This window comes from Gottfriedia acidiceleris, from assembly GCF_050457485.1.
GTDB lineage: Bacteria > Bacillota > Bacilli > Bacillales > Bacillaceae_G > Gottfriedia > Gottfriedia acidiceleris_D.
Map to the genome: position 1 here is coordinate 1 of NZ_JBCMJM010000005.1, position 19,919 is coordinate 19,919.

At 33.8% G+C, this 19,919-nt stretch carries 17 protein-coding genes and 2 other annotated features; of the genes, 5 read left to right on the forward strand and 12 right to left on the reverse strand.

The genetic code is table 11. The features are described 5' to 3' along the window. Nucleotides 1-442: hypothetical protein (locus ABEY15_RS05090; RefSeq protein ID WP_429888889.1), on the forward strand; the 442-nt coding region annotated here is incomplete at its 5' end. Between the two features lie 1,077 nt (nt 443-1,519). Next, nucleotides 1,520-2,800, forward strand: a complete 1,281-nt coding sequence (locus tag ABEY15_RS05095) for a glycosyltransferase (RefSeq protein WP_429888891.1) — start codon at nt 1,520-1,522, stop codon at nt 2,798-2,800. Nucleotides 2,801-2,926: 126 nt separating this feature from the next. On the opposite strand, the gene ABEY15_RS05100 is transcribed toward ABEY15_RS05095, so the two are convergent. The 4 genes from ABEY15_RS05100 to ABEY15_RS05115 all read right to left on the reverse strand — a co-directional run bounded on the left by ABEY15_RS05100 (nt 2,927) and on the right by ABEY15_RS05115 (nt 8,948). Next, a complete protein-coding gene (locus ABEY15_RS05100; protein ID WP_429888893.1) occupies nt 2,927-3,859 on the reverse strand; it encodes an NAD-dependent epimerase/dehydratase family protein in 933 nt (310 codons plus the stop codon). 439 nt (nt 3,860-4,298) lie between these two features. Continuing rightward, nucleotides 4,299-6,713, reverse strand: coding sequence for a phenylalanine--tRNA ligase subunit beta (gene pheT, locus ABEY15_RS05105; protein WP_429888894.1), 2,415 nt, complete (start codon nt 6,711-6,713; stop codon nt 4,299-4,301). 18 nt (nt 6,714-6,731) lie between these two features. Beyond that, nucleotides 6,732-7,766, reverse strand: coding sequence for a phenylalanine--tRNA ligase subunit alpha (gene pheS / locus ABEY15_RS05110; protein ID WP_353800036.1), 1,035 nt, complete (start codon nt 7,764-7,766; stop codon nt 6,732-6,734). A 56-nt stretch (nt 7,767-7,822) separates the two neighbouring features. Then, nucleotides 7,823-8,068: a binding site (T-box leader), on the reverse strand. A 130-nt stretch (nt 8,069-8,198) separates the two neighbouring features. Further along, the gene (locus ABEY15_RS05115) at nt 8,199-8,948 is read right to left on the reverse strand and encodes a TrmH family RNA methyltransferase (protein ID WP_429888895.1); all 750 of its coding nucleotides are present in this window, start codon (nt 8,946-8,948) and stop codon (nt 8,199-8,201) included. 105 nt (nt 8,949-9,053) lie between these two features. Between ABEY15_RS05115 and sspI the strand changes: the two genes are divergently transcribed. Further along, complete coding sequence (gene sspI, locus ABEY15_RS05120) at nt 9,054-9,260, forward strand: small acid-soluble spore protein SspI (protein ID WP_429888897.1); 207 nt, start codon at nt 9,054-9,056, stop codon at nt 9,258-9,260. A gap of 73 nt (nt 9,261-9,333) precedes the next feature. On the opposite strand, the gene ABEY15_RS05125 is transcribed toward sspI, so the two are convergent. The 3 genes from ABEY15_RS05125 to ABEY15_RS05135 form a co-directional block, all read right to left on the reverse strand. After that, entirely contained in the window at nt 9,334-11,073 is a 1,740-nt protein-coding gene (locus ABEY15_RS05125; RefSeq protein WP_429888899.1) for a glycine betaine ABC transporter substrate-binding protein, read from the reverse strand. Between the two features lie 3 nt (nt 11,074-11,076). Further along, a complete protein-coding gene (locus ABEY15_RS05130; RefSeq protein ID WP_429888900.1) occupies nt 11,077-12,279 on the reverse strand; it encodes a quaternary amine ABC transporter ATP-binding protein in 1,203 nt (400 codons plus the stop codon). Between the two features lie 926 nt (nt 12,280-13,205). Then, nucleotides 13,206-14,291, reverse strand: coding sequence for a M42 family metallopeptidase (locus tag ABEY15_RS05135; protein ID WP_429888901.1), 1,086 nt, complete (start codon nt 14,289-14,291; stop codon nt 13,206-13,208). Between the two features lie 208 nt (nt 14,292-14,499). Between ABEY15_RS05135 and ABEY15_RS05140 the strand changes: the two genes are divergently transcribed. Together ABEY15_RS05140 and ABEY15_RS05145 are read left to right on the forward strand one after the other, a co-directional pair. Then, complete coding sequence (locus ABEY15_RS05140; RefSeq protein WP_429888903.1) at nt 14,500-15,570, forward strand: nitric oxide synthase oxygenase; 1,071 nt, start codon at nt 14,500-14,502, stop codon at nt 15,568-15,570. A gap of 121 nt (nt 15,571-15,691) precedes the next feature. Then, nucleotides 15,692-16,513: an MBL fold metallo-hydrolase gene (locus ABEY15_RS05145; protein ID WP_429888905.1), complete on the forward strand. Its 822-nt coding sequence runs from the start codon at nt 15,692-15,694 to the stop codon at nt 16,511-16,513. 54 nt (nt 16,514-16,567) lie between these two features. Here the strand turns inward: ABEY15_RS05145 and rplT are convergent, their stop codons facing one another. The 5 genes from rplT to dnaI form a co-directional block, all read right to left on the reverse strand. Then, on the reverse strand, nt 16,568-16,924 hold the full coding sequence (gene rplT, locus ABEY15_RS05150) for a 50S ribosomal protein L20 (protein WP_025568430.1): 357 nt from the start codon (nt 16,922-16,924) through the stop codon (nt 16,568-16,570). 42 nt (nt 16,925-16,966) lie between these two features. Next, nucleotides 16,967-17,167 (reverse strand): 50S ribosomal protein L35, encoded by a 201-nt coding sequence (gene rpmI, locus ABEY15_RS05155; protein ID WP_025568429.1) that lies wholly within the window; start codon nt 17,165-17,167, stop codon nt 16,967-16,969. Nucleotides 17,168-17,190: 23 nt separating this feature from the next. After that, a complete protein-coding gene (infC, locus tag ABEY15_RS05160) occupies nt 17,191-17,694 on the reverse strand; it encodes a translation initiation factor IF-3 (RefSeq protein WP_429888981.1) in 504 nt (167 codons plus the stop codon). Between the two features lie 74 nt (nt 17,695-17,768). Further along, nucleotides 17,769-17,895: a sequence feature (ribosomal protein L20 leader region), on the reverse strand. Between the two features lie 132 nt (nt 17,896-18,027). Further along, complete coding sequence (ytxC, locus tag ABEY15_RS05165; protein ID WP_429888907.1) at nt 18,028-18,861, reverse strand: sporulation protein YtxC; 834 nt, start codon at nt 18,859-18,861, stop codon at nt 18,028-18,030. A 111-nt stretch (nt 18,862-18,972) separates the two neighbouring features. Then, nucleotides 18,973-19,908: a primosomal protein DnaI gene (gene dnaI, locus ABEY15_RS05170; protein ID WP_429888909.1), complete on the reverse strand. Its 936-nt coding sequence runs from the start codon at nt 19,906-19,908 to the stop codon at nt 18,973-18,975. Nucleotides 19,909-19,919: the final 11 nt, after the last annotated feature.

Here is a 19,919-nt window from a genome sequence, read left to right on the forward strand (position 1 = left end):
TGCTACGGGTGCTACGGGTGCAACAGGAGAAGCAAATAATACTCCATTTGCTTATATAAATTCAACTACAGACCAAACTATAGCTCATAACGGTTTTGTCGAATGGCAGAATAATGTAATCTCACAACCTCCTGGTGGAATTGTTATTAATCCTGGGGATAACACAGATATTACTATTCCAGTTGCAGGGTTCTACCTTATTCATGCATTTACAAATTATAATGGTAGTGGTTCATTTATATTGGAACTTAATGGAGCTGAAGTACCGTCAACTCTTTATCAACAAAATGATGGAACTACTATGACGTTAATCCTTAATATTTCAGTAGTTCCTGCACATTTGAGATTAAAAAATAAAGGCGTAATGAACACAATTACTTCAGACACTATAGATGGCGTTAATTCCGTTTCAGCAGGAATAACGATCTTTAAGATTGGTTAAAGAGTATTAATAGTTAACTAAGAAAGAGCTATCACTCTAACTCTAACAGTTATACGACTTAATCAATTTGGTTTAAAAATTAAAAGCCATAATTCATCCGTAACCGTAACGTAGTTTTATTTTGAAAGGATGATGAATGGCTTTTTTTATTGGCAATTTTAATGTTGTTTTTTATTTAACTACGAGTGCTATTGTCCTCTTTACTTTCTAATGCAGGATAACAGTTCTATATGAACACTTCATGAAAAATAGTCGTACATTTTGCACGACTATTTTTTTGTTCTCATTAATTTTCCGAAGAAACTGGTAGCTTCTTATTCGATTGATTTACAAATATTAATCAACAAAGCCTTAATTTTGGTTAAGGTGACCAATCGAATCCTAGAAAAGTGATTACTCCACTAACAATAGGGTCTTACTTTACTTAATTTTTAAGTTGATCCTGGTTTAAGAATTCATTCATCTGATATTGGTTTTTATGAAGTCATATATCGAATATGTAATGGGACTTGTTCAAACATTAATTCAATCAATCGCTCCTCATCTCATGAAACCATAGAATTTAAGTGGTCGATTGATTTTTTTACATATAGTCCAATAAAAAGGATTGTACACACCATATATTGTCTTTTTTCATACTATAATTAGAAAAATTGTTAATTAAAGGAGCGAATCAATTTGGATCACGATTCAGACCGTAATCTTCATATCTATGAAAACCGTCTTAAACGGGGTGAACAGCTCTCTCCAAGAGACTTGTATTCTTTTGCAAACGAACTACTTGAACATCAAAAATTTGACGTAGCAATAAAATACTATAAACAATTTTTAGCCACAAAAAATGGCTTGGTAGAAGACTACATTTTCGTATGTGGAAAGATTGCAGATTGTTTCAATGCATTAGAAGATTATGAAAGTGAACTTCATTTCATTTTAAAATCTTTTGAATACGACTCACCACGGGCTGATTTTTGCTGCCGTTTAGGCTACAAATACCTTCAGGAAAATCAGCCTCAACGAGCACTCATTTGGTATAAATTCGCCACACAACTAACAAATCCCATAGACAATTTTGGGATGATTAACGACGTTTACTATACATGGCTTCCGCATTTGCAATTATGCGTTTGTTACTCTCAATTAGGGAAACATGCACTAGCCTATGCACACAATGAAATTGCTCGTCAGTATTTACCAGATCATCCAAGTATTCTTCATAATAAGCGTTATTTAGAACCTCTCTTACAACAATCTCAATTAGCCAATAAAGCCGAAGAATGGTTAAGAATCGCTGAACAAGTGGATCAAAAATTTAAACCGACTGAAGGAACGAAGAGATTAAATATAACCTATGTTATGAATCATATGAAAATATGTGGGGGAGTAAAAATCGTATTGGAGTATACTAATTATTTGATAAAACGTGGACATATGGTTAATATCGTTTGTTACGACCCAGAGCCATCTTGGATAAAAGTTAAGGCAAATTACATTCAAGTACCTTCGGGTCGTCGATTGGTCGATTCTATTCCAGACACGGACGTAATTGTGACAACAGTATGGGACCAAATGGTAGACTGTTATATGGTACAAAGAGCTCCAGTCATTCATTTTGAACATGGTGATATTTACATTTTTGAATTTGATAATTATGATAAAAATACACAAGATGTTTGGAAGCAGCGGTGGTCAGTACCTGTGCCAATATTAGCCGTTTCCTCTGGACTTGCAGCACAGTTAGAAAAAAACTTTAATCGAAAACCTCAAGTTTTACACAATGCTTTGAATGATAAAATTTTTTATCCTAGGACTAAACATCAAGAATCAGAGCGTCCCCGCATTCTCTTTGTAGGTCCGGAACAATGGTCTTATAAAGGAATTCCAGATATTCTCGCAGCTATTGAGCTCGTGAGAAAAAGAGGGTATGAAATCGATCCTATATGGGTGACACAGAAAACTCCGGATTCTGCATTTGAGGGGACCGTGCACATCGGTCCACCCCAAGAAAAGTTGGGTGAACTTTATCGTAATTGTGATATCTATGTATGTGGTTCTTACTTTGAATCGTTCCCACTACCACCTTTAGAAGCAATGACTAGTGGATGTGCAGTAATTTCCACTCGTAATGTTGGCGTTTTAGAGTATGCTGAACATGATCAAAACTGTTTACTCACTAATATAGGTGATCCAAATGGCCTAGCCGATGCAATTATAGAACTAATTGACAATGCGGAAAAAAGAGCATTTCTTGTTAAGAACGGATACGAAACAGCGGCAAAATTCAAATGGGAAAACATTATGGAACGTTTGGAAATGTTTATTTATGATCAGGTGCAGACTTGGAATGAAAAGGCATAAATTTTTTTAATTACAGTAATAATATTTAGAACATTGCGATTTAAAAAGTTTATCTAATCTTAAAAGTAAACTTAATTTTTCTAAAGCAAAAGAAGGGTCTCCCCTTCTTTTTTTGCTTTAAAACAATTAACAGTCTCTTTCGTTTAACTTTTTATAATACATTAGAGTTTCCTGTAATCCTTTCGTTAAATTGTAAGATGGGCTCCATTTTAATCCATGTATTGCTTTTTTATTATTTAGGTAACTATACTGTATGTCTCCTTCCCTACTTGGTTGATAAATTGGGGTTGAATCTCTGTTTGTAAGTCCAGCCAAGAGATAAAAAAGTTCTTTGATTGAGATTTTATGATTTGTTCCAATATTAAATATTTCATTATCCCCATGTTCTAATGCTGCAAGATTCGCTTTTGCAACATCCTTTACATAAATAAAATCACGTGTTTGTTCTCCATTCCCAAAAATAATGGGAGTTTGTTGATTTAAAAATGAATTACAAAAAATAGAAATGACGCCGCCTTCTCCGTCAGAAGTTTGTCTTGGACCAAAAACATTTGCATAACGTAATATCGTATAAGGGATTTTGTGTAATTGACTATAAAGCTTAATATAAAGTTCTGAAGCATATTTAGATGCACCATAGAATGATATAGGTTGTATCGGGTGATTTTCTTCAATACTAGTATCCTCTGTTATTCCATAAACAGCAGCTGAAGAGGAAAAAATGAATTTTTTAATATTGTATTTTTTTGCATATTCTAACAAACGAATTGTTCCCAGAACATTAATATTTGCATCGTGAATTGGGTTTTGGATCGACTTAGTAACATTAATTTGAGCAGCCATATGAATCAAAAAATCTGGCTTTTCGTTTTTTATTATGTCTTCTGTTTCTTTAGAATTTATATCTATTTGATAAAATTTTACTTCTTTGTCAAGGTATTTTGGAGACCCGTTACTTAGGTTATCAATAATTATGACATCGTAACCTTGTTCTAATAATAAATCTGCAATATGGGAACCTATGAATCCTGCTCCCCCTGTTATCAAAACCTTTTTCATTGTGCCCTCCTATATTCTTAGTCAAAGGTATTATATGAATCTAGTTTTTTTGGGGGAACAATATTGGGTCTGACCTTTTATATTTTTACGATCTAAAGTTACTTTTTTCTAACTGTTTTTTAAACTCACATACAAAAACTGACTTTCTAATTCACTTCAGAATATGAGAATGATGCTCTAATCAAGCCTAATACTTATTTCTACTCTTTTGGGTAATCGTTCTAGTTGTAATTGAATTATTAGCAAACCTCACCTATTCTCTTTTTTAACTTGGTCGAAAATGGAATATATTAATCGCTCTTAATGTATCTTTAGTAGAATTGAGGATTTAAAAGAGATTAACTCAAAATAAAAAAGTTATATTATTTCCCAATAAAAAAACCAAGTTCTTTTTTCAGAACTTGGCTTTTTCCAATAATATTATATTGTAATTACCTATTTACCCACGTAATTGAGCATTATGTGTTTCTTCTACAGCTTTTAATACTTTTGAATGAGCTTTAGTTACTTCTTCATCTGTTAAAGTACGTTCTGGATCGAAATATGTTAATGAGAAGGCAACTGATTTTTTACCAGCTTCCATCTTATCACCTTCGTATAAATCAAAGATTGTAGCATCTTTTAGAAGTCTTCCGCCAGTTGAACGAATTGTAGATAGAATATCACCCGCAAATACTTTCGAATCAACTACTAATGCCATATCTCGGTTCATTGATGGGAAACGAGGAATTGCATTGTATAATATATCATCAAATTCAGTATTTAATAGTTTTTCAAGAGATAATTGGAATACATATGTTTCTTTAAGATCCCACTCTTTTTGAGTAACAGGATGAACTTGACCGATAAAACCAATTTCTTCTCCGTTTAATAAAATACTTGCAGTACGTCCTGGGTGTAATTCTGCTTTCTTAGTAGCAAGATAAGTTATTTTATTTGATAAACCTATTTCATTAAATAAACCGTCTAAAATACCTTTTACTACATAGAAATCCACAGCTTTTTTCTCGCCTTGCCAAGCATGTTGCAACCATAAACCAGTTAACGCACCAGCTAAATATTCTTCTTCATGAGGAAGATCGTTCTTTTCCTTTGTTAAGAATACAGAGCCTGTTTCGAATAGTTGAACATTTTCTTCTTTACGTGCAACATTATAGGCAATAGCATCTAATAAATGTGGTACTAAACTGAAACGTAGCTCACTGCGTTCTTCACTCATAGGTAAAGCTAAACGTACAGGTTCTGCATCCACTGTTTCTAGTGCAAAGCGTTTTACTTTATTATTGCTTGTTAGAGAGTAAGTTACAGCTTCGTAAAGACCTGCATGCTGTAAATACTGACGAATTTTTCTACGTTTTGCTTGATAAGGTGTTAATTGTCCACGACTAGCAACACCTGTTGGTAAAGTAGCAGGAATATGATCATAACCATATAGTCTTCCTACTTCTTCAACTAAATCTTCTTCTATTGAAAGATCACCACGACGACTTGGAACAGTAACTGTAAATACTTCACCATCCCCGGTAGCTTCTAATCTTAAGCGACGGAAAATATCTTTTACTGTCTCAGCATCAATTGATGTACCAAGTACACCATTTATCTTACTTACAGAAACTGATACTTTTTTAGCATCTTCAACTAAATTGTCGGCAATTACAGTACCTTCTACAATTGTTCCACCAGCTAGTTCAGCCATTAACTGAGCAGCACGTTCAGAAGCAGGGAATGTACGAGAAGCATCAATTCCTTTTTCAAAACGAGCACTTGAATCACTACGTAAGCCTAGGTCTTTTGATGTTTGGCGAACACTTTGACCTCTGAAAACAGCTGATTCAATTAAAACGTCAACAGTTTCAACATCAACCTCAGTACTCTGACCGCCCATTACACCTGCAACTGCTACCGCTTCTTTCTCTGTTGCGATTACTAAATTATGTGGCTGTAATGTGCGTTCTTCACCATCAAGTGTAACAATCTTTTCATTTTCTTTCGCAAGACGAACGATGATTTGATTACTATTTAATTTATTAAAATCAAACGCGTGTAATGGTTGACCATATTCAATTAAAATATAGTTCGTAATATCAACCACATTATTAATCGGACGAATACCAGCACTCATTAAACGAGCTTGCATCCATAATGGAGAAGGACCAATTTTTACACCTTTTACTAATTTAGCACTATAATAGGGTGCATCTTCTTTCGATTCAATTGAAACTGAAACATAATCAGCAGTTGTTGCTGATTGAGCGCTAATCGCTGGAAGTTTCACGTCACGATCTAAAATTGCAGCTACCTCATAGGCAACACCAATCATATTTAAGCAATCAGCACGGTTTGGTGTTAATCCAAGTTCTAATACCGCATCATCACGATAAAGTACGTCTAATGCATCTGCTCCTACTTCAGCATCACTTGGTAAAACAAAAATGCCATTTGAGAATTCTTTTGCAACTACTTTGCCTTCAATTCCTAATTCTTGAAGAGAGCAAATCATTCCTTCAGAAACTTCTCCACGTAATTTTGCTTTTTTAATTTTGAAATTCCCCGGTAAAACTGCGCCTACCTTTGCCACGATCACTTTTTGACCTTTAGCAACATTCGGTGCGCCACAAATAATTTGTACTGGTTGTTCTTCTCCAACATCAACAGTACATTTTGATAATTTATCTGCCTCTGGATGTTGTTCACGTTCCATTACATAACCAACAACAACATTTTTAATTCCTTCAGAAAGATGATTAACTCCTTCAACTTCAATACCTGCTTTTGTGATTAACTTTGCAAGTTCGTCTGGTGTAACACCACTTAAATCAACGTATTCTTGTAACCATTTTGTTGATACAAACATGTTCTGTCCCCTCCTACCTTACATTTGTTGGAATTGCTTTAAGAATCTTATATCGTTCGTATAGAAATGACGAATATCATCAATACCATATTTTAATAATGCAATACGTTCTGGACCCATACCAAAAGCAAATCCTTGAACTTCTTTTGGATTATACCCAGCCATCTCAAGTACGTTAGGATGAACCATGCCCGCACCTAAAATTTCAATCCATCCAGTGTGTTTACACATGTTACAGCCTTTCCCTCCACATTTCATACAAGAAATATCCATTTCTACTGAAGGCTCAGTGAATGGGAAGAAGCTTGGGCGTAAGCGAATTTCACGATCTTCACCAAACATTTTTTTCGCAAAAAGTTGTAAAGTACCTTTTAAGTCACTCATTGAAATGTTTTCACCAATTACAAGACCTTCGATTTGCATAAATTGATGAGAATGTGTTGCATCATCGTCATCACGGCGATAAACTTTACCTGGACAAATTATTTTAATTGGTCCTTTTTCCACGTTTGCTTCCATTGTTCTAGCTTGAACAGGTGAAGTATGAGTTCTCATTAATGTTTCTTCAGAAATATAGAATGAATCCTGCATATCACGAGCTGGATGACCTTTTGGTAAATTTAATGCTTCGAAATTATAATAGTCCTTTTCTACTTCTGGACCTTCTGCGATTTCATATCCCATTCCAATAAATAAATCTTCAATTTCTTGAATTACCGCTCTTAATGGATGAGCTCCACCTGCATGAACTGGTCTTCCTGGAAGTGTTACGTCAATTGATTCACTTTCTAATTTTTCATTAATTGCATTTTGTTCTAATACAACTTGTTTTGCTTCAAGTTTTTCTTGGATTGCCGCACGTACTTCATTAGCAACAGCTCCCATTTTTGGGCGCTCTTCAGGAGTTAAATCCTTCATTGCTTTCATTGCCTCAGTAATCGGACCTTTTTTTCCTAGATAGGCAATTCTTATTTCATTTAATGCTTTTAAATCTGTTGCTTCTTCTATTTGCTTAATTGCTTCTGATTGTAAAGAAACTAAACGCTCTTGCATGAATAATCCTCCTATTCAAATTCATAAATTTAAACATAAAAAAACCTCGCTCCCAAAAAAGGGACGAGGATTGATCGCGGTACCACCCTAATTAACAGTTATTATGTTACAGAAACTAACTGCTCACTTCATTCATATAACGATCTACTTAGATAGACCGAGTCGCCTTTACATTCAAAAATGGTCCCGGCGCTAGCTCAAGAGGTGAATTCAATTTGGTCTACTATAAAAGTGCTTACAGTCTACGGCACCTTTTCCCTAAATAGAGATTCAAATTTACTATTCTCTGTCAAAGCTTTTTATGTATTAAATTTTCTTAATTAATTATATTGATTTTTTTCAATTAATGCAACTGCTCAACATAATTATTTACTAAATGATTTGAATCATTTTTACTGACCTAGAAAGCTCAAATGAGGCTTCTATTATTTTTTACAGACTATACATTAGAATCCCTGCTGCAATACCAACATTTAATGATTCAGCTTTACCATAAATCGGTATATATAGATTTTCATCAGTTAATGAAAGTAATGTTGAATTCACACCTTTACCTTCATTTCCTACAATAATGGCAAAACGATTTGTAACTGTTACTTCATTAAATGGTTTTGCATTTTGAAGAGATGTTCCGTAAACAGTTATTCCTTTATCTTTCAAATTAGAAACTGTTTCAACTAAATCACCACGTAATATTGGTAAATGGAATACTGATCCTTGGGTGGATCGAATTGTTTTAGCATTATATAGGTCACTTGTACCCGAACCTAAAATAACCCCATCAAAACCAGCAGCATCCGCTGTTCGAATCATTGTTCCAACATTCCCCGGGTCTTGAACCTCATCAATTAATAATAATTTTGACGCTTTCTCAAAATCAATTCTTACAAAAGAAAATTCAATAATTGCAAAAATACCTTGAGATGTTTCTGTTTCGCTTAATTCCTTGCTAACCTCTTTAGATATATACGTAATTTCAAATGAACCTGTTGAAAAATTAGAAGGTAAGTCAATATCTTCACTAATTAATAAATGAAGAATCGGTGCATCATGCTTAATTGCCTCCTCGACTAAATGAAAACCTTCAACGATATATTGTTTAGCTTTATCTCTGCCTTTTTTTGTATGTAGCTTTTTCCAAGCCTTTACAGAATTATTTTGTATGGAATCAATTTGTTTCATAAGAGTTTCCTTTACCTTTCATCGTATCTCATATCGTTTATCATACATAAAATCGTTTCCGTTTACAAATACTACATAAAGCTTAATATGAAAGGAGAATTCAAAATGAATTTTAATATTCGCGGTGCAGTTCTTCACAATATTTCAGGTAATAAAAGTGATCAATTAGAAGCAACAATTGTAGATGCTATTCAAAGTGGCGAGGAAAAAGTATTACCAGGTTTAGGTGTACTTCTCGAAGTTTTTTGGAGTCACGCTACTGAAGATCAAAAGCATGAACTACTCTCAGTATTAGAAAATGGAGTAAGTTAGTAATATAATCTAGAAAAACATAGAAAAGGACTAACCAAAGTTAGTCCTTTTCATTTTTTTAGTATGATTTTGGTTACTTCGTTTTACCTTTCAAATCATCGATTGAATTAATCTTCATATATTCTGGTACGACTAAGCCTAATTTTGTCCCTTTTAAATTCGGTCCAAGATCAACCAATTGTTTTTTGTACTCATTCATGTAATCTTTATGAGTTGTCGGAAGCCAAGCTGCGACCATTGCATCTGCACTTCCATCTGAGATACCAGCAAACATCGGTCCTGCCTCAACTTGTTTTAATGTAACGTCATAGCCTTGGTTTTCAAGTACTTTTCCAATCACATTTGTACTGGCAACTTCAGATTCCCATGAAACATAAACGAGACTAATTTTTTCGCCATTTCCTTTTGAAGCATCTTTCGTCCAATTATTTACTTGATCTTGATGCTTTTTGATCCATTTCGCCGCTGCATCCTCAGGTTTCGCACCTTCTTGAATATCACTCATAACTTCTTCCATATCAGAAGGTTTCCATGAAAAGTTATCTAAAATCTTGTACGCACCAGGAGCGTCTTCTTTTAATCCTTTTCTAACCACTGTATGAATTTCTTCATCCTTACCAAATGACCCTTTTGGATCTTCTAAATACTTTAACTTATATTTCGAAAACATCCAGTGTGGCGTCCATCCAGTAACGATAATTGGTTCTTTATTTTCATATGCTTTTTTCAATTCAGCAGTCATCGCTGCAGAAGAACCTTCTTTTAAAGTCCAATCTTTTAAATCGTAATCCTTCATCGCTTTTTCAGTTGCTTTCATTAACCCTGCCCCTGGATCGATTCCGGTAATCTCAAAATTAACCCCGGAACCTATTTTATTTGAAGCTGTTTTTTGATCTTTGCCACCTGCAAAGGCAACTGAAATGGCCGAAATACAAAAGATTAATACAGTAAATCCATAAACATATTTTTTTGCAAATTTTTTCCCATAAGCAGGTTGACGAAGATTTTGAGAAATTCGATCAAGAATAATTGCAACGATAACAATTGAAATTCCTGCCTCGAAGCCCTCACCTACTTTAATCTGAGTTACAGCACGATAAACCTCTGCACCTAATCCTGGAGCACCTACTAGTGATGAAATAACTACCATCGATAATGCAAGCATAATACTTTGATTTATACCAGCTAAAATCGTAGGTGCTGCTAAAGGTAGCTGTACTTTAAAAAGTCTTTGCCACGTTGTTGATCCAAAAGCATTAGATGCCTCTATTAAATCACTTGGAACCTCTCTTATACCTAAATTCGTTAATCGTATTGTTGGTGGAATTGCAAAAATGACAGAAGCTAAAATACCTGGAACTACACCAATTCCGAAAAAGAGAATCGCTGGAATTAAATAAACAAACGCTGGCATTGTTTGCATAAAGTCTAGTATTGGTGTAATCACTTGTTTCACTCGTTCGTTTTGCGACGTCCAAATCCCTAAAGGAATTCCAATTACAACCGTAATAACGATTGATGATAAAATCAATGCTAACGAATCAACTGTAGCATCCCAAAGTCCAAGATTATCGATTAATAACAAACCAAGTAATGTAAACAGACCAACTGTCCACCTACTTGTATAAAAAGCAATTAATGAAATTAATATTATTAGAATAATAGATGGGCCAAGTCCTAAAACTTTAACAAGGTTATTTAAAAGGGTTTCTGTGATGTTGGTTATTGCGCCAAATAGAGGATGAAAAGTTTTAATAATTATATCGACTATTTTATCAATCCATTCTGCTAACGGAATTTTTGGAATACCCATAGTTTAACCCCCCTTTATATTTAAATCGTCTGTTTTACCCGCTAACGCACCGATAACTGCTCCACGGATAATGACACCTTTTAATCGATCATTTTTATCTATAACTGCTAATGGTAGTACAGAAGTTGCAAGTGCTCCAATTACATCAGTTAATAAAGTATCTTCATAAACAGACACAATTTCCTTCTGCATAGCTTCCTCTACCGATTTATTTTTAATAAGAGCATTTGAAGCATCATCAGCAGTAATTGCTCCAAGTAGCTTTTGTCTACGATCAACCACAAATATACTTGAATATCCTTGGTCTCTCATTACTTGTAAAGCTACACGTGGTCCACGGTCAGGCGTAATTCTTTCAGCACGCTTCTGCACATGAGCCGCCGTTAATACTTTTGATAGATCTACATCTTCTACAAATCGTTCAACATATTCATTGGCTGGATTTACCATGATCTCCTCAGGAGAACCAATTTGCATTATGTTACCATCTTTCATAAGAGCAATTCTGTCTCCAATTCGCAGGGCCTCATCTAGGTCATGGGTTATAAATATAATCGTTTTTTTCATCGTCTCTTGCAGTTCTAATAATTCGTCCTGCATATCTTTACGAATTAATGGATCGAGCGCGCTAAATGCTTCATCCATTAATAAAATATCCGTGTCACTTGTTAGTGCCCTTGCAAGGCCAACACGTTGTTGCATACCACCACTTAATTGTGATGGGAACTGATGCTCATATCCTTTTAAGCCAACTATTTCTAATGACTTCAAAGCTTTTTCAGTTCTTTCTTCCTCTGAAATATTTTGTATTTCTAAACCATATTCTGTATTTTCAAGAATTGTCTTGTGCGGGAACAGAGCAAAATTTTGAAAAACCATACTAATTTTTTTACGACGAACATCTCTTAACTGCTGAGGATTCATTTTTACAATGTCCTCATCGTCGATCAAGATTTGTCCAGTAGTTGGTTCAATTAATCGATTGAGCATTCGAATCAAGGTAGATTTACCACTACCTGACAGACCCATTACAACAAAAATTTCACCTGGGAATATTTCAAAGCTTGCATTATTTACCCCGATTGTTGAGTTTGTCTGCTCTAATATTTGCTTTTTTGAATATCCCTTTTCTAGTAACTTTATGGCGTTCTTTGGAGACTTACCGAAAACCTTTGTTACGTTTTTCACTTTAACTTTTGCTTTCATTAACTCACCTCAAAACTTTATATTTATTTTGCTTCTCCGTCTATTAAATAAGGATTCTCCCTAAAAAAAAATCAGCCAAGTACTAATTAAGTCTTGGCTCCTTAAGAAACTCCATTTACAAAATTGGAGTCTAAATTTTAATTATTAGCTTTAAAAAATTCCGTAAGAAACCATTTTTCAAACCCTATTTCCGAGTATCCTTATTTGAAAAGCGTGCATTCATGATAACAATAAGATATGACAAAACTATTTCAAACTAGTTATAGGAATAATACAATTTGTTTCAGTTCGTTAACGTTAAAGAAGGAAAAAGTGGAAAAATCGGGTTAGGCAGGTAATTAGAAGAAGCTAAAAAATCTTAATAAATGAGGTTTTTTCGGAGATATGAAAATTACTTACTCAAGTAAGATTCATGAAGATGTAAAAAAGGCAGATGGTAAGGGTTTAGTTACTTTTAAGAGTTTTATGAGTTTCTATAAATACAAGATGGTGAGATAAGGGCTTCATGAAGTACTATATCTACTAAAACTTGGTTTTTAGTTCCTCATAAACGCTTCATGCGGTACTATAACCACAATATCTTGCTTTTTAGTTCCTCATAAATGCTTCATGCGGCACTATAACCACAATATCTTGCTTTTTAGTTCCTCATAAATGCTTCATATGGTACTATAACCACAATATCTTGCTTTTTAGTTCCTCATAAACGCTTCATAAGATACTATAACTTCAATTTCTTGCTTTTTAGTTCCTCATAAACGCTTCATAAGATACTATAACCACAAAATCCTGGTAGTTCCTCATAAACACTTCATGCGGTACTATAACTACAAAATCCTGGTTTTTAGTTACTCATATGTGTTAGTAAATAAGTTCACTTAAAACTACAAAAAAAAATCCCTCAATAAATGAGGGATTGATTTTTCTTAGTTATATGTTAAACGCTCTACTGTATCGCGATCTAATCGTTTGATTACTTCTACGATTAATTTAACTGTATTTTCATAGTCATCACGATGAAGGATACCAGAGTGAGAATGAATATATCTCGTTGGAATTGTGATTGCTAATGCTGGAACACCTTTCATAGTAATATGCATTGAACCAGCGTCAGTTCCTCCGCCAGGCATGGATTCGTATTGATATGGAATTCCAATTTCATCTGCTACATTTACTACAAATTCACGTAAATCTTTATGAGACACCATTGATGCATCATATAAAACGATTTGTGGGCCTTTTCCTAATTTACCTTGAGCTTCTCTTTCAGATACACCTAGCATGTCACCAGCTACACCTACATCTAATGCAAAACCGATATCTGGTTCAATTTTATATGTAGATGTTTTTGCACCACGAAGTCCTACTTCTTCTTGTACTGTTCCAACTCCAAATACAATATTTGGATGCACTTGGCCTTGTAATTGTTCTAAAACGTCAATTGCAATAGCACAACCGATACGGTTATCCCACGCTTTTGCTAATAATAATTTTTCATTTTTCATCGTTTGGAATTCAAAATATGGAACAACTTGGTCTCCAGGACGAACCCCAAATTCTAATGCCTCTTCTTTACTTGAAGCACCGATATCAATAAACATATCCTTAATGTCTACTACTTTTCTTCTTGCTTCTGCACTCATAATATGAGGCGGTTTCGAACCAATAATACCTGTAATATTACCTTCTTTTGTTGTAATGGTAACACGCTGAGCAAGCATTACTTGTGACCACCAGCCACCAATTGTTTGAAAACGTAAAAATCCTTTGTCATCAATTTGTGTAACCATAAATCCAACTTCATCAAGATGTCCAGCAACTTCAATTCTTGGACCATTTGGGTCTCCGGTTTTAACTGCTATTAAGCTTCCTAAATTATCAGTTACAACCTCATCAGCAAGTGGTGTAATATATTTTCTCATTACTTCACGTGGTTCATGTTCAAATCCAGCTACGCCATTTGCATCCGTTAGTTCTTTTAACATTTGTAACTTTGCATCTAAAGTAGACAAACTCATCCATCCTTTTTTTAATTAAGATTATGTACATATAACATTATACAATTTGGGATTCCTTTTGACAAAATTTTTAGACAGTTCTTCAGCCCTCGTATTAAAACATATAAATTTTATATTAATTTTCTCCAAATTATTTGTGGGGTATAATAATGAAGCATATAAATTATTACTAGTTTTTTAAATTAACCAACTGGAGATTAATATGATAACAACTTCCGCTTTATATAAAGAAGCAATTTCCTTTATAACACAATGCTATAAGGAACTCGATAAATCCGATCAAATAGAAAAACGATTAAAAAGTATCGAAGCTGAAATTCGAGATACTGGTTTTTACACTCATACTTATGAGGAATTAGAGCACGGTGCAAAAATGGCATGGCGCAATAGTAACCGCTGTATCGGTAGACTATTTTGGGATAAGCTTCATGTTTTAGATGCTCGCCATATTAACGATGATAAAAGTATAGAGCACGAAATATTGCATCATATAAGCTATGCTACAAATTCAGGTAAGATTCTACCTACAATTACAATTTTCAAACCAAATCTAGCAACAAATAATACTCTTAATATCCATAATCACCAGCTGATACGCTATGCTGGCTACGAAACAGAAAATGGAATAATTGGAGACCCAAAATCGATTGAGTTTACAAAGGAATGTGAGAGCCTTGGTTGGAAAGGAAATGGTTCTAACTTCGATATTTTGCCCATTGTTTATTCCTTAGACAATCATGAACCAAACTATTTTACGATCCCAAATGAAATCGTACTCGAAGTACCTATCGAACATCCTGAATATGATTTTTCCCCTCTAAATACTAAATGGTATGCTGTTCCGATGATATCAGATATGACTCTAGAGATTGGTGGTATATCTTATAGTGCTGCCCCATTTAATGGTTGGTATATGGGAACTGAAATCGGTGCTCGAAATTTTGCTGATGAATTTCGTTTCAATCTGTTGCCTAAAGTAGCAAAAATTATCGGTCTAGATACAAAAAGAAACAGTACACTTTGGAAAGATCGTGCACTTGTTGAATTAAATATTGCCGTTTTATATTCATATAAAAAAAATGGTGTTAGTATTGTTGACCATCATTCTGCCGCACAGCAATTCCTTCAATTTGAAAAACAAGAAGAATCATGTTGCCGTGAGTTAACAGGTAATTGGAAGTGGTTAATTCCTCCTATGTCGCCTGCTACAACTCATGTATTTCATAAACGATACGATGATACTATCGTTAAGCCAAATTTCTTTCCAAGATAATCATTGTAGTTATAACCTTAATGAACTGACACATTTGTAGTTAATTCATTAAGGTTTTTTCTATTATTTGATACAATATTAAATATCAACATAATTTTCTAAAAATTAAAGGAGTAATTCAATGATTTTATTTCAAAATGACAATATTACTGTATTTCAAAGTGCATTATTTCAAACAAACTCAACAGTTGTAGCAACCGACGATTGTATCATTATTGTGGATCCAACTTGGTTACCTCATGAAATTAATGAGATAAAGGAGTTTGTTGAATCAATTAAAAATGAACGACCAATTTATTTATACTTTACACATGGAGATTTTGATCACATTATAGGTTATTATGCATTTCCTAACGCTAAGACGATTGGTAGCGAAAATTTACATAACCATCCTGAAAAAGAAATTAAACTTTCAAAAATCCGTCAATTTTACAATGATAATTATATTAATTATGCTGATCCAATACAATTTCCAAAAATTGATTTAATTATTAGTAAAGATGGTCAGGAAATTAAAATCGGACAGACAACATTAAGATTTTATCATTCTCCTGGGCATACTAAAGATGGTTTATTCCTTTATATTGAAAATTTAGGCATATGGGTTACAGGGGATTATTTATCTGATTTTGAACTTCCGATTGTATTTGATAGTGTAAAAAGTTATTACAATACTTTAGATAAGGCAGAAGAACTAATAAATAAGTTTGAATTATCATTGTTAGTTCCAGGCCACGGTCAAGTTTCATCAAATAAAGAAGAGATTGCTACTCGAATTGAGCTAGGTAGAAGTTACTTAAAAAGACTTCAAAAAGCTGTACAGAATAATAATGAGGCAGAAATAAATTCATTAGAAAAAGAGTTTTCATTTCCTTCTGGTTTCACAAAATATTGTCATGAATCAAACGTTAATAACATGAAAAAAGAATTTATTTGCGTTTAAAAATCTTTTCAAATAAAAAAATCCTTAACAAATGTTAAGGATTTTTTAAACGAATTATTTTAAGTTAGCTTTTGCAGCGTTTGCTAATTCAGCAAATGCTTTTTCGTCAGCAACAGCTAAGTCAGCTAACATTTTACGGTTAACTTCGATACCTGCTAATTTTAATCCGTGCATTAAACGGCTGTAAGAAAGTCCGTTCATACGAGCAGCCGCGTTGATACGAGTGATCCATAATTTACGGAAATCACGTTTCTTTTGACGACGGTCACGGTAAGCATACATTAATGATTTCATAACTTGTTGGTTTGCAACTTTGAATAATGTATGTTTAGAACCGTAATAACCTTTTGCTAATTTAATAACCTTTTTACGACGAGCGCGTGTAACTGTACCGCCTTTAACTCTTGGCATATTGTTTCCCTCCTAGATATCTATCTAATACGTTTATCGTTCTTATTTCATGTTTGTAAGCATAAAGCGGATACGTTTGAAATCGCCTTTGCTTACTAATGAAGCTTTACGTAATTTACGTTTTGCTTTTGTAGATTTATTAGCGAATAAGTGGCTTGTGTAAGCACGACCACGTTTTAATTTACCAGATCCAGTCTTTTTAAAACGTTTTGCTGAACCACGGTGAGTTTTCATTTTAGGCATATCGTGTTTCCTCCTCAAATAAATTACTTTTCGTTTTTAGGTGCTAAGACTAAGAACATACTACGACCGTCCATTTTTGGATGTGACTCAACAGTTGCAACTTCTGCACAAGCAGTTGAGAAACGATCAAGTACTCGTTGTCCAATTTCCTTATGCGTAATAGCGCGTCCTTTGAAGCGAATAGACGCTTTAACTTTATCGCCTTTTTCTAAGAACTTAATTGCATTACGAAGCTTTGTGTTAAAGTCATGTTCATCAATTGTAGGACTTAAACGAACTTCTTTCATGCTAATAATTTTTTGGTTTTTACGACTCTCTTTGTCTTTCTTTTGTTGCTCGAAACGGAATTTTCCGTAGTCCATAATACGACATACAGGTGGTTTTGCCGTTGGTGCTACCATCACTAGATCAAGATTAACATTCGAAGCTAACTCAAGAGCCTCTTGTTTTGACTTGATTCCAAGTTGATCTCCGGTAGGACCAATTAATCGAACTTCACGAGCACGAATTCCATCGTTTACCATCATGTCTTTGCTAATAGTAAAACACCTCCAAGGTATTGTAAGAATGATCTTAATTTGTATCGTTGAAGCAATCATAACCCAACAAAAAAGTGTGGGTATATAAATACACCCACACTGACAGTATCAAAGTAATTAATGATTCTGTTACCTGATAACAGCGTGTAGCGTCATCCAGGTGAGAAGCGGGTGCTTCTTCTTCAACAAATAAGTATTCTTTTCTTTCGTTACTATAACATAGCGACATGATGTTGTCAATATTCGTATGCTTTGTTCGCAACGAAATTTATTATATCAAAGAAACTTATTTATGACAATGCTTTTTTAAATTATAAATTTTCATTTCAATTTTTCCTGTGTAAACTCTTGTAATGTATGTATTAGGACTCGTTCTTGAAAGATATTTTGAAGTGTAATGATCAATGAAATATCGACTGATGAAGTGTACAAATGAATTCTTTTAGGTGCAATTGCCGTTAAGGGCAAAATTAATTCGGTATCAATATACTCTCTATTTTCCACTTGTTTGCCATATTCTTTTAATACATCTTTAGTAAGTGGTAAAAATAGATGATCATATACGCTAAATTTCCCGTCAAACACTATATGCACATGAGGAATAAGCGCATCCGTTTTAAGTACCTGCTGTCTTAGACTCTCAATAAGATTCTGGTATTCGTTTTCTAATTTGTACTCATCTATTGCAATTTCACAAACATAAGCTAACTGTTTATAATATTCCTTCAAACGAAATGTAATAAATGAATCGAAGCTAAAATTTACTCCATCTTTTAAATACTCAGAAAGTGCATATGAAACTAAATTCTTACTTCTACGAATTTTTTTCTGGTTTGGTATGCTTCTTCTAGTTCCTCTTAATAATGATTGTGCGATCGGTATGATTTGACTTTGCTCGTCTTCCTCATAGAAAAAAGATGTATGTAAAATGGATTGAATCCACTTATCTTCTTTTTGAAGTAAAATAAATTGTACTAGTGTCGGAACTAAAATACTTTTTATTAAATCTTCAGTGTTTTGAGGAAATGTGATTAAAATTGTATTGATTTTGTGTCTTCTTAAAATGTATGGTCTCGATTGCTTTTTTAAGCGTTTTTGTAATCGTTCGTAGACATAAGCTGCGTCAATGGGTTCATTGAAAAAAATTTCAATCACCCTGTTCCCCCCTTTCTAGCACCACCTAGTCCTATATATATTAAAGAAATAATTAAAAAATGACGCAAAATCACTTAGTAATTTGTGATTTTACGTCATTTTTTAATTTTTTTATGAATGTCTTAAATTTGAACCAGAAATTTTAACTGGTTTGGCTAAAAACTTAACACGATCTACGATACGTGCTGCCTTAACCCTTTCTTCTTCTCCACGTTGAGAATATGTTAAGTGATGCTCTAATTGATTTAAATCAGCATTAGATGTAAAGAAGGTAGGTAATTTTTCTAGCATGCGGTATTGAAGAATTGTACCTAATATTTCATCTCTTGCCCAACTAGACATTTGCTCTGCACCTATATCATCTAACATAAGAACTTCCACTTTTTTTACAGCTTCAATTTTTTCCTCTAATGTGCCATCACTAATAGAGCTTTTTAGTTCGCGTAAAAATTCTGGTAAATAAACGAGCATTGAAGTTATTTCTTCCTCTGCTAGTTCATTTGCTATAGCCCCAAGAATAAACGTTTTTCCAACCCCAAACGGACCATGTAAATATAAACCTTGAGCCATTTTTCCTTTTTCATAGTTCATAATAAACTGTCTAGCAGCAGAAATTGCTTCAAAACGGCCAGGGTCTTCTAAAGACAGGTTCGACATAGAAGCTTGAAGAACATCCTTTGGTAAGTACATACATTTTATCAATGACTCATGTTTTTTGCGTTTATCATTTTTCACACCATTTGGACAACGATCATATTGAACATCAATGCGTTTTCCTTGAATAATCAAATGAGGATGATAACCATGCACCATATTTTTACACTCATTAAAAGATGGGCAATCTTCACAATTTACACTTTGTCCAATATATTCATATAGCTTAACTAGGCTACTATCAATCATTTGATCCGTAATTTCATTTTTATGCTCAGCTAAAAATGTAATAATTTTTGGGTGACTACGGACTTCTTGTCGCATTTTTTGAAATGTGTCTTGGAATTGTTTATTTTTCATTAATGCACTAAATGCGTTTTGAATAGGTTCCATTAGCGTCCTCC